The sequence below is a fragment of the Cycloclasticus zancles 78-ME genome (assembly GCF_000442595.1).
In the GTDB taxonomy this organism is placed as follows: domain Bacteria; phylum Pseudomonadota; class Gammaproteobacteria; order Methylococcales; family Cycloclasticaceae; genus Cycloclasticus; species Cycloclasticus pugetii.
The window spans coordinates 1-12944 of record NC_021917.1 but is presented as its reverse complement, the minus strand read 5'-3'; the positions used below and the strand labels follow the sequence as shown (position 1 = coordinate 12944).

The following is a 12944-nucleotide window of genomic DNA, read 5'->3' as shown; positions in this document are numbered from 1 at the left end:
GCTAAGCACCTAAATAGACTTCAATAACACGCTCATCATTCTGCACTTCATCCATGGTTCCTTCTGAAAGCACACGCCCTTGATGTAACACGGTCACTTTGCGTGCAATTGAACGAACAAAATCCATATCATGCTCTACAACTACAACAGAATGCTCTCCTGCCAGTGAGGTCAGTAGTTCCCCGGTTTTTTCCATTTCTTGATGTGTCATTCCTGCTACAGGTTCATCCACTAATAACAGCCTAGGCCGTTGCATTAATAACATACCAATCTCTAACCATTGTTTTTGACCATGAGACAATAAACCCGCAGGCAGTATTGCTTTTTCAAGTAAACCAATTCTCTCAAGTACTTGGTCAATAGTATCCCGTTGCTCGCCCGTTAATGTTGCAAATAGCGTCGCCCAAACACCTTTATCACCTTTCATCGATAGCTCAAGGTTTTCAAATACAGTATGGTTTTCAAATATTGTTGGTTTTTGAAACTTACGACCAATACCAGCATTCGATATTTCTGGCTCAGTCATTCTAAGCAGGTTCATCGTTTGGCCAAAATAAACAGTTCCACTATCCGGCTTAGTTCTGCCGGTAATAATATCCATCATCGTTGTTTTACCAGCACCATTTGGACCGATAATACAACGTAACTCTCCATCATTAATATATAAGTTAAGATCATTAATGGCTTTGAAGCCATCAAAGCTCACACTGACATCTTCCATATATAAAATAATGTCTTTACTAACCTCTAGGTTAGGGTTTATATCCGGCTTTAATAAATCAAACACCTCATCTCGGCGCAATACATCACGCACCATATCTAATGTACTCATACCGTAGCCTCTTTGCTTTTTTTGAATAAGCCGGCTACTCCTTGCGGTAGGTACATGGTTGCAAAGATAAATAACCCGCCTAGTGCATATAACCAAACCTCAGGAAATGCACCGGTAAAGTATGTTTTTGAGAAATTCACTAAAATCGCCCCTATTACCGCACCATATAGTGTTGACCGTCCACCAATCGCTACCCAAACGACCATTTCTATAGAGAGTAATGGTGAAAATTCACCTGGATTAATAATCGCAACCTGTGGTACATACAAGGCACCAGCAATGCCTGCAAGAATTGCAGAAAAAGTGAATATCCACAGTTTTACATTTTCAACTCGGTAACCAATAAAGCGAAGCCTATCTTCTGAGTCTCGTACCGCTATTGCAACGCGACCTAATTTAGATTGTACAATCGCTCGACAAGCTAAATAACCAAAAGCTAGCGCCACTGCCGAAGCAAAGAATAAACCCACTCTAGTTGCATCACTTTGCAGTGAAAAACCGAGAATATCTTTAAAATCCGTTAAACCATTATTCCCACCAAAACCAAGCTCGTTTCTAAAAAACGCTAACATTAGTGCATAAGTTAATGCTTGAGTCATGATTGATAAATAAACACCTGTTACACGAGAACGGAAAGCTAACCAGCCAAACAGATAGGCTAATAAACCCGGTACTAACATAACCATAATCGCTGCAAACCAAAACTGATCAAAGCCTTGCCAAAACCACGGTAATTCAGTCCAGTTAAGAAAAACCATAAAATCTGGTAACTCGGGGTTCCCATACACGCCTCTATCACCTATCTGACGCATAAGGTACATACCCATCGCATAACCACCCAGTGCGAAAAAAGCCCCGTGTCCTAAACTTAAAATGCCTAGCACTCCCCAAACCAAATCGACAGCTATCGCCAATAATGCATAAGTAAGATACTTGCCTAATAAAGTGACTGTATAGGTTGTTAAGTGAAAGGCACTTCCTTCTGGTACAACTAAATTTAATAGCGGCACCATAATACTAACGAGCAGTAAAATAGTAAGAAAAACTTGACCACCGACATCATCTTTTAAAATTTTCTTCATATACATTTTATTTATCCCCCACTTTTAAGTTGCTGCCCGACCTTTTTGTGGGAATAGCCCACTAGGTCGTTTCTGAATAAATAAAATGATAAATAGCAAGACGATAATTTTCGCTAACACTGCACCCGCCCAAGGTTCGAGTAATTTATTAGTGATACCTAGGCTTAGTCCAGCAACTAACGTACCCCATAAATTCCCTACCCCACCAAATACAACCACCATAAATGAGTCGATAATGTAGGCTTGCCCTAAGTTAGGGCCTACGTTTGTTAACTGACTAAGTGCTACCCCTGCAACACCTGCAATTCCAGAGCCTAAACCAAACGTCATTGCATCCACCCAGTTTGCTTTAACCCCCATTGCACAGGCCATAGTCCGGTTTTGGGAAACGGCCCTTACCTTTAAACCGAGTGTGGTTTTTTTTAAAATAAACAATAAAATGAAAAACACTAATACTGCAAAAACAATAATATAGAGCCGATTCCACGTTAGTGCTAAAGCATCATTAACCTGCCACACCCCACTCATCCATGTTGGTGATTCTACTGCTCGATTTAAGGGTCCAAAAATTGATCGTACAACTTGTTGTAAAACTAAGCTGACACCAAATGTAGCCAATAATGTTTCAAGCGGTCTGCCATATAAAAACCTAATAATACCTCGTTCAATTAGAATTCCCACCAATCCTGAAACAATAAAAGCCAGTGGAATAGCAATTAATACTGAATATTCAATTAGGTTTGGAAACCAAAGTTGCACAACATATGTTGTGTAAGCACCTAACATAATTAATTCGCCATGAGCCATATTGATAACACCCATCACACCAAAGGTTATAGCTAGGCCAATAGCGGCAAGTACTAACACTGATCCAAGACTTAAACCAAAAAACAGGGTTTCAACTTTGGCATACTGGCTAACTCGTTGATCAATCTTGGCTAATGTTTTCGTCGCAAGATTTTTCGTTTCTTTATCGTTTACATTGTCTATAACTTCTGCCAATACTTGACGCACACTCGGGTTAACACTGTCTTTCACATTTGCAATCAAGTTTCGTGTATCACCCTCATTCTTTTTAAGCTTTAGCGTTGAAATAGCTACATTTAATTTTTCTTTAACGTCATCATCCTGCTCTATCTTATAACGTTTTTCTAATGCCGCTAATTGCTTGACATCTATTTGACTTAACACCTGATCAACAGCTGTTTTCCTTATCGTTGCATTTTCATCATTAAGTTGAATCATCGCCAACGCATCACGTAACGTTGTACGCAAACGATTACTGATGATTATTTTTTTCCACTCTGATGAAATAGCAACACCCAGCGATTCACCTGTTAATACTGCACTTGCGTAGTCTTTACCTGTTTTTTCAGTTAATACAGCCACCAATTTATCTGCTTTTCGGTAATGAAGCTGACTATGTAGTAAGGCATCAATTACTAGTGGCAAGCGTTTGTCATTAATTTTGACGAGTTTTTCTATCGCTTGCGTCCTTTTTTTAAATTTAGATGATGTTAAATCTGCTAACATAATTTCAAAATCGGCTGATATCCCATCATCAGCAAAAGACGAAGAACTAATGGGTATTATTACCATTAGTATTAGTACGACCATCCTAGTTACGTATGTCATGAATCACACTCTTAAGTATTATTGTGTTTCTGAAAAGGTCTGCTGTTATTAAGTACAATTTAATCTCTTAATTTAAATACATGGCCAGACACAACATCAACTTACTTGTGCCTGGCCAAAAATTTTGCGATTACAACTGATTAGAAGTTTTGACCTGAACACTTTGCCGTTTTCACATTGTAATTGCCGCATGAAAGCGGTTTACGCCAATCTGAAATAAGGTCTTTCGATCCTTCTAAGTAATCTGACCATGCATCCCCTGCCACTAAACCAGATGTTTCCCAAACAGTACCAAACTGACCATCATCTTGGATTTCACCAATGACAACTGGCTTAGTAATGTGATGATTTGGCATCATCGACGAATAACCACCTGTAAGATTTGGAACTGAAATGCCAATAATGGCCTCTTGTACAGCCGCTGAATCAGTTGTGCCTGCTTTTTCTACGGCTTTAACCCACATATTGAAGCCGATATACGTCGCTTCCATTGGGTCATTCGTTACCCGTTTTTCATCTTTAGTAAAATCATGCCAGGCTGAAATAAACTTATCATTAGTCTCAGCTTCAATACTCATAAAGTAATTCCATGCCGCCAAATGGCCAACTAATGGTTTAGTATCCATACCTGATAGTTCTTCCTCACCAACTGAGAAGGCTACAACAGGAATATCTTCAGCTGAAATACCTTGGTTTCCAAGCTCTTTATAGAAAGGAACATTAGCATCACCGTTAATGGTAGAAACCACTGCTGTTTTCTTCCCTGCTGAACCAAATTTCTTTACATCAGAGACTATTGACTGCCAATCTGAATGACCAAAGGGAGTGTAATTGATCATAATGTCTTCTGCTGCAACACCCTTTGATTTCAGATACGCCTCAAGAATTTTGTTTGTTGTTCGTGGGTAGACATAATCAGTTCCGGCTAATACCCAACGCTCAACACCAATGTCATTCATCAGGTAATCTACCGCTGGAATGGCTTGTTGATTAGGTGCAGCCCCTGTATAGAAAACATTTTTAGAAGACTCTTCGCCTTCGTACTGTACTGGATAAAAAAGTATGCTATCTGATTCTTCAAATACAGGTAATACTGATTTACGTGACACTGAAGTCCAACAACCAAATACCGCTGATACCTTATCTTTATCAATTAACTCCTTCGCTTTCTCAGCAAATAATGGCCAATTTGAAGCAGGATCAACCACAACGGGTTCTAGTTGCTTCCCTAGCAAACCACCTTTTTTATTTTGCTCTTCAATTAACATTAAAACTGTATCTTTTAAGGTCGTTTCACTGATTGCCATGGTGCCTGATAATGAATGCAATACCCCTACCTTAATTGTATCTTCTGCCGCATAGACATTACTTGCTATTAAGGCACCTGCTGAAACTAATGATGTAACTAATTTTCGTTTTATATTCATTTTGATTTCCCTATTTAATAGTGTTGAGCTAATTATTAATACTGGAATTGATAACCGATAACAAAAGCATCCATATCATTTGTTCCGTTGTCTGTGCTTGAGTAAGCCACAGAAATTCGAGAGTTAAACCCATCGATAACATAATTAAAACCAGCATCAATTGTTTCAGAATCGCTGCCGTTATCTGGGTTTACTTCTGAGTAAGAAAAGTAAGGTTGAACCTTGCCTATACCTAACTTGTTTGGAAACAAGTAAAGTGTTGTTGCTTTCCATGAATCACCTTCAAATAAACCAAATGCATTTGTTTTTCCGTCTAAATCAAAGTCTTTATAGGCTGCTTCAATGGTCAAAACACCTTCGTTTTCCAACACGTTTTCATATAAAACATCTGTATATAAAGCTGTGAAATCACCTAAATCACCAACAATACCGGTAGCATCTTCCTCAAATTGAGCAGCCACTGAGACAGTAAAAATATCGCCCGCTGCACCGTATGATGTACTACCTGTGTAATAACCAGGTGCTTTTTCAACATTTAAGAAGTTATAACTGAACCTCGCTGCATATAAAAAGTTATCATCTGGGTCCGCATCACCCATCCCTGCACTTTCATAACCTTCAAAAACACCGACAGCATAGGTAAAACGCTCCTCAGCTCCTAAACGACCCCATACCGTTACACCTTCATCACGGCCATATAGACCTGCATTACCTTTTCCATGATCTTCTCCTTGATCAGCAGGGCCAAATGGGGTTTTAAAAGCATTCCATATATTGGCGTAGTATGGACCACTCATTTCTTCACGATCAGCAGGCACTAGCATGCGGCCAGCCCATATATTTAGTGCAGGGTTAATTTTAAACTTTGCAATAGCATCTAAAATTCCAAACTCCTCATCAAATGGTGCATTAGAACTACTCCAAAATGTCTCGGTATTTAATTCAAACCCGATATTTTCAGAAATTTGACCATTAATATAGATTCGCGCGTTATCCAAGTTAAAATCATTTGACCAATCATCCCCACTAGGCGACGCATCCTCTACTGCAGTGAAACTTGTTCTCACGCCCACACCGAAACTTATCCATTTACCATCTGAACCTTCAAATTTTGCACCAGCCAATACAGAACCAGCCATGGCTTGAGCAGCAATTAATGCCGCAATCCCTGTCACTTTTCCTGAATATTTCATCATTCATTACCTTTTATCTTGTCAATGGAAGGTACTAAGATGCGAATATCATGCCAGAATATAACCCTTTGTTTTTAATGGATAATGACTATATATTTAGAATTATTGCACAAAAAAAGCTCATAAAAATGAGCCTAAAAAAAATTAATGAGTTAATTTGGTGCGATTTCCAGATATAAACTAATCGCTAAAATAAAAGAACCCTCTCTTAAACAAACCTAGATCTGATTTACTTTGTGATCTTGCATCATTCGATGAATGAATACAGGCTTATACTGGTAAAGCTAACCATTGCTTTTATTTCTTATAAGGAACCAAACTATCTAAACCCCTGCTAACAGATGTTTCGACAACTAATACATACCTTAAATATACCTATCTTGTAATTATTTAATTTGTTTCTCACACGGCTTCAATAAATTTTTTTAAATCCAGGATAAAAATAAGCTCCTGAAAGCTTATTTAAGAAGCTTTTTCACATAAAGCAACCCATTTGTATGCGTTTTTTATTTTTAAGCTCTACAGCAAAGGATAAAGCCTTTAGTGAAATTCATTTCCGATTTTTCAAAAAAAAGCGGAAATTTAATTTCCGCCTTTGATACTTTTAAACGACACATAACCCTTCTGGTTTATGTGTGTTACTTTTTCATAAAAAAACTACACATCTAAGTTTGCTACTTCTAATGCGTTTTTTTCTATAAAGTTTCGCCTAGGTTCTACTTCATCTCCCATTAATGTTGTAAACACTCCATCAGCTGCAATGGCATCCTCTATTCTTACCTGCAATAAACGTCTTGAGTCTGCATCTAATGTTGTCTCCCATAGTTGATCTGGGTTCATTTCTCCTAGGCCTTTATAACGCTGGATTTGTTGACCTTTTCTTGCTTCTTTCATTAATAATTCAAAAACTTCTTTAAAACTAGTCACAGTATGTTTCTTATCAGCAATATTAAGGTGCGTGTCTTCCTCAAACATACCCACTAATGTTTTACCAAAACTGACTAAGCGTTTATATTCACCTGATTTAAAGAACAGACGTGGCATTTCAAAAGATTTCTCTACTCCATGAGACATGGTTATACAGTGAACCGACCAATTATCTTGTTGGTACTTTAATGACAAACTATATTGGGTTGGGCAACTTTCTATTCCGTTTAGGTTTTTTTCTAAGTCTTGCAACCAATCATTTAACTCATCTTCACTAACAGATTCTGTTATTTCAGTAGAAACCAATAGCTCGTTTAAAATCAACTCATCATAACGCCCCGCCAGTCTCGCAATCATTCCTTCAATTTGAATATGTTCTTTTGCAAGTTCTTCTAGCGCAAGCCCTGTAATAGCTGGTGTTGTCTCATTAATAACTAAACTTGCTTTTTGTAAAGCCAATTGTAGAAGGTAACTATTCAGCTCATTATCATCCTTAACATAATATTCTTGTTTACCTTTTTTAACCTTATATAAAGGCGGTTGCGCAATATAGACATTACCATTCTCAATCAACTCAGGCATTTGGCGATAGAAAAAAGTTAATAACAATGTTCGTATATGTGAGCCATCCACATCAGCATCTGTCATGATAATGATCTTATGATAACGAAGATTTTCTGGCTTATACTCTTCCTTACCAATACCGCAACCCAATGCTGTTATTAAGGTTCCCACTTCATCCGACGATAACATTTTATCGAACCGAGCTTTCTCTACATTGAGTATTTTTCCTTTCAACGGCAATATCGCTTGAGTTCTTCGATCTCTGCCTTGCTTTGCTGAGCCTCCAGCCGAGTCCCCTTCCACTAGAAATATTTCTGATAATGCAGGGTCTTTTTCTTGGCAATCAGCTAATTTCCCAGGTAAACCAGCAATATCTAAAGCAGACTTACGTCGTGTCATCTCCCTTGCTTTTCTAGCCGCATCTCTCGCCCTGGCTGCTTCTAGCATTTTGCCAGCTATTTCTTTTGCTTCTGTTGGGTTTTCTAACAAAAACTCTTGTAGCGCTTCAGCTAAGGATGATTCAACAATGGATTTCACTTCCGAAGACACCAATTTGTCTTTCGTTTGTGATGAAAACTTAGGATCTGGTACTTTAACTGATAAGACTGCCGTCAGCCCTTCACGCGCATCATCACCCGATGTTGTCACCTTCTGTTTTTTTGCTAGACCGCTACCTTCTATATATTGATTTAATGTTCGAGTGAGACCTGCTCTAAAACCTGCTAAATGTGTGCCCCCGTCTCTCTGAGGAATGTTATTTGTATAACAAAAAATATTCTCTTGATAAGAATCATTCCATTGCAAAGCCACCTCCACATTCACATCATTCTTATCTACGTTGATATAAATAATATTTTCATGGATTTGAGATTTATTTTTATTTAGGTGATTAACAAACGCTTTAATCCCACCTTCATATTCAAAGATCTCTTCTTTTGCGGTGCGCTCATCCGACAACCTAATTCTTACACCAGAATTCAAAAACGATAATTCTCGTAGCCTTTTTGCTAATAAGTCAAAATGAAATTCAATATTACTGAAGGTACCGATACTTGGTTTAAACCTCAGACTTGTTCCTGTTTTTTCAGTTGGTCCTACAACTTTTAACGGCTCTACAGGTTCACCTTTTTTATAAAGCTGATAATGCTGACTACCTTCCCTGTTTATAGTTAACTCTAATTCGTCAGATAGCGCGTTAACAACAGACACACCCACACCATGCAATCCACCGGACACTTTGTAAGCGTTATCATTAAACTTACCGCCTGCGTGGAGCACCGTCATAATGACTTCAGCAGCTGATCTCCCCTCATCGGGATGGATATCAACAGGAATACCACGACCGTCATCTGTGATAGTAACCGAATTATCTTCATGAATAATTACACCAACCTCTGTGCAGTAGCCTGCTAAAGCCTCATCAATAGAATTATCAACCGCCTCAAACACCATATGATGTAAGCCTGAACCATCATCGGTATCACCTATATACATTCCTGGGCGCTTTCTAACCGCATCTAAGCCCTTTAGAACTTGTATATTTGATGAATCATAAGTCTCATTGTTTTTTTCTTCGCTCACTTAACTATCCTCTATCTGCATAACTCCACGTTTCACGTGAAACACCTTAGTTTCTTTCGCACCAATAAACTCTAAAAACAAATCTATATTTGTTGTCGTCACGAAAGTCTGTATATTTAGTTTCTGTAAAAAAAACATTACTTTTCTTACATTCTCCCTATCAAGCTCAGCACCTAAATCATCCAATAACACACAAACCGACTTAGATACTCGATCACGCATTAACTTAATTTGCGCTAAATACATCGCAATGACCAGCAGTTTCATCTGCCCCCTGGATAAATAATCCTGTGCTAACCTTCCATTAACCAGAACCTTAATATCTGCTTTATGCGCGCCTGCCGTAGTGAAGCCATACAAGATATCTCGGTCCTTTGCTTTATTAAGCGCATCCTCAAACGATAAGCTTTTATCCCAGCCTTTTAAGTAATTTAAAGTAACCTCTGAATCACCAATAAACTGACAGGCAATACCTTTAAGTTCTTTATTTAACAACTCAAGATACTTCTCTCTTTCATGACTGACTATTGTACCGTATTCAATCAGTTTATTATTCCAAACAGTTAATGTATCTAATTGTTTGGTTTTCAATAACTTATTCCTCTGCTTCAACAAGTGGTTATATTGCTTCGATATATTCAAAAATGAGTGTTTCACGTGGAACACACCGGTATCAATAAAAGCCCTTCTACCAACCCCACCATTTTCTAATAATGTTTGGGATTCGGGCCTGATAAGGTGTGCATGAAACAGACGGGATAATTCAGAAGATTTTTTTTCTGATCGAGCATTTATCCTGATAATGGTTTTATGTTTGTTTTTTTTGATCGCTATCTTATGAGAAACGTTCACATAAGCTAATTGGGCAAAAACAATAAGGCTATCTTTATTATGTGAGAGAACCTTAGTAATATTTTGCGTTCTAAAAGAGCGCGCCCTACTTAGTATGTAAAGCGACTCTAGAATTGATGTTTTTCCACTCCCGTTAGGCCCAACAATAATATTAAGCTTAGGAGATGGTTGGAATATTATATTTTCAATATTCCTAACATCTTTAATTTGAACATCGACTAAAGACAAGAAAAATAATTACAGTAAAAATGTTTATATACGCATTGGCATAATAATAAATTGACTGCTCTTATCTTCTGGGTTTTCAAGCAAGCAACTACTGTTTGTATCGGTAAAAGAAACTAACACATTATCCGATTCAATTACATTTAGGGCATCCATTAAATAACTTGAATTAAAGCCCATACTCATCTCATCACCATTGTAATCAACCACTACTTCTTCTTCGGCTTCATCCTGTTCAGGATTATTGGCATTAATAGTCATTAATTGGTTTGATAAGTCTAAACGTATTCCTTTATATTTTTCATTGGATAAAATGGAAACACGAGATAAAGCGGATTTAAAAGATAACTTATTGATATTAAAGCTATGTTTACTTTGTTCAGGGACTACATTATTAAAATCAGGGAAGCGTCCATCAATCAACTTTGCATTAAGTTCAACATCACCCAACGAGAATTTAATACTGTTTTTAGCGATCTTTATCTCAACAGCACCTTCAAATTTATCCATTAGTCTGAGTAGTTCTTGGGCTGCTTTTCTTGGAATGATAACCTGGTTAATGGATTGGTTTTCATTATCAATTTTATTTTTAGATAGCGCTAGCCGATGACCGTCGGAGGCGACAGTTTGTAATTCACCATCAACAATTTCCATCATTAAACCATTTAGATAATAACGAACATCTTGTTGTGCCATACAAAAAATAGTTTTACTAAAGGCTTTTAATAAAACCTCTTGGTTAATGCTTATTTGATTTAGGTAACTTGATTCATCGAAAAGAGGGTATTCATCTGATGGCAGTGTCCTAAGTGTAAATCTGCTTTTGCCTGATTTAATAATAAGAACACCATCATTGAAAGATAAATTTAATTCACAGTGATCAGGTAAAGATCGACAGATGTCTAATAACTTTCTTGCAGGAATCGTTATATTAAAGCTATCTTCCCCTATCAATATGGATTTAGCGCTGACCTGTACTTCTAAATCTGTGCCTGTGAATTTGATCGTACCATTGTTAATCGATAAATAAACATTCGATAAAATCGGTAAGGTCTGTCTTCTTTCAATAACACCAAAAACCTTCTGTAATGGCTCTAATAGATCTTCTTTATTAATATTTAATTTCATATCTCTTAATACTTATTATGATTATAAGGAATTAAAAATCGGTTAGTATTTTTAATTATTAATTTTAAATCAATAACCTACGTTATTTTGAAAGTTGTTGTTAAATATAAAAACTATTGTGGATAACTTGTTTGTAAAAACATCTCAAATTTTATCCACAGCTTACACCTAATTAATGCGATAGGGTTCTTAACAGGTTAATATAATCTTCATCAATCAATTGATCAGAGTCTCTTAGCTCTTTTACTTTTCGTGTTGCGTGAAGAACGGTCGTATGGTCCCGGCCACCAAATTGATTCCCTATTTCTGGCAAGCTGTATTGAGTAAGTTCTTTTGCCAGAGCCATTGCTATTTGTCTTGGGCGAGCGATTGATCTTGTTCGTTTAGCAGACAATAAGTCAGATGTCCTTATTTTGTAGTACTCAGCAACCGTTTTTTGAATGTTATCAATGCTAATACGTTTGTTTTGTAGAGCAATCAAATCTCTGAGTGCTTCTTTAGTAAAATCTAAGGTAATAGGTTTACCGGTAAAGTTCGCATTTGCTAAAACTCTGCGTAAGGCCCCTTCTAGTTCTCTAACATTGGATTTAATTCTATTGCCCATAAAAAAAGCAACTTCATCAGCTAGGTCAACGCCACTTAACGCGGCTTTACTTTTTAAAATAGCCACGCGTGTTTCTAAGTCTGGCGGTTCGATGGGAATTGGTAAGCCCCAACCAAAACGAGATTTAAGTCGTTCTTCTAAACCATTGATCTCTTTTGGATAGCAATCACAGGTTAGGACGATTTGCTTATTGTTTTCAATGAGAGTGTTAAAGGTATGAAAGAATTCTTCTTGAGATCTTTCTTTCTTTGCAAAAAACTGGATATCGTCAATAAGTAATAGGTCTAATGAACGATAGTAGTTTTTAAAATCATTTATGGTGTTTTTCTGTAAAGATTGGACCATACCGGATACAAAGCGCTCGGATGATAAAAAAGACACACGTTTGTTTTTGTTCTTTTGAAGAATGGCATTGCCTATGGAGTGCATTAAATGCGTTTTACCGAGCCCTACTCCCCCATAGATAAAAAGCGGGTTGTATGAAACACCCGGGTTCTCCGATACCTGTATAGCCGCGGCTTTGGCTAACTCATTAGATTTACCCATAACGAAAGAGTCAAAAGTAAAGGCACTATTAAGATTATGGGAAACACTGGGTGTGTTATTAGCTTTAGTCGTCGTTTTTTTACTGACAGTAGCGGGCGAAGGTTGTACTTTTGAACTGCCTATTTTTAGATGAAGCTTAATTTTATTTTCAGTTAACTTATTGATTATATTGGTTATATTTTCAATATAGTTATCTGAAACCCAATCTAAAACAAATTTGTTTGGCGCAAATAAAAGCAATTCATCATTATTAGTTTGAGCTTGAAGAGGGCGAACCCAGGTATTTATTTGTTGAGGGGGAATTTCTTCCTCTAATCGTTGTAAACATTGCTCCCAGAGAGATGACAC

At 37.3% G+C, this 12944-nt stretch carries 9 protein-coding genes; all 9 read right to left on the bottom strand.

Annotation, left to right across the window (positions count from 1 at the left end; all coding sequences use genetic code 11):
- Position 1 precedes the first annotated feature (1 nt).
- The gene (gene urtD / locus CYCME_RS00045; RefSeq protein WP_015004822.1) at positions 2-832 is read right to left on the bottom strand and encodes an urea ABC transporter ATP-binding protein UrtD; all 831 of its coding nucleotides are present in this window, start codon (positions 830-832) and stop codon (positions 2-4) included.
- Positions 829-1920, bottom strand: a complete 1092-nt coding sequence (gene urtC / locus CYCME_RS00040) for an urea ABC transporter permease subunit UrtC (RefSeq protein WP_015004821.1) — start codon at positions 1918-1920, stop codon at positions 829-831. The genes urtD and urtC overlap by 4 nt, the downstream gene beginning before the upstream one ends.
- Before the next feature lie 18 nt (positions 1921-1938).
- The gene (gene urtB, locus CYCME_RS00035) at positions 1939-3549 is read right to left on the bottom strand and encodes an urea ABC transporter permease subunit UrtB (RefSeq protein ID WP_020931752.1); all 1611 of its coding nucleotides are present in this window, start codon (positions 3547-3549) and stop codon (positions 1939-1941) included.
- A gap of 140 nt (positions 3550-3689) precedes the next feature.
- Positions 3690-4976, bottom strand: coding sequence for an urea ABC transporter substrate-binding protein (gene urtA, locus CYCME_RS00030; RefSeq protein ID WP_015004819.1), 1287 nt, complete (start codon positions 4974-4976; stop codon positions 3690-3692).
- A 35-nt stretch (positions 4977-5011) separates the two neighbouring features.
- A complete protein-coding gene (locus CYCME_RS00025; RefSeq protein WP_041932842.1) occupies positions 5012-6172 on the bottom strand; it encodes a hypothetical protein in 1161 nt (386 codons plus the stop codon).
- 654 nt (positions 6173-6826) lie between these two features.
- Positions 6827-9241, bottom strand: coding sequence for a DNA topoisomerase (ATP-hydrolyzing) subunit B (gene gyrB / locus CYCME_RS00020; protein ID WP_015004817.1), 2415 nt, complete (start codon positions 9239-9241; stop codon positions 6827-6829).
- Positions 9242-10321, bottom strand: coding sequence for a DNA replication/repair protein RecF (gene recF / locus CYCME_RS00015; RefSeq protein ID WP_020931750.1), 1080 nt, complete (start codon positions 10319-10321; stop codon positions 9242-9244). It lies immediately after the preceding gene.
- A 24-nt stretch (positions 10322-10345) separates the two neighbouring features.
- Positions 10346-11446, bottom strand: a complete 1101-nt coding sequence (gene dnaN, locus CYCME_RS00010) for a DNA polymerase III subunit beta (protein WP_020931749.1) — start codon at positions 11444-11446, stop codon at positions 10346-10348.
- Between the two features lie 172 nt (positions 11447-11618).
- Positions 11619-12944 carry a chromosomal replication initiator protein DnaA gene (dnaA, locus tag CYCME_RS00005; protein ID WP_015004814.1) on the bottom strand — a complete coding sequence of 442 codons (1326 nt, stop codon included), beginning with the start codon at positions 12942-12944 and terminating at the stop codon, positions 11619-11621.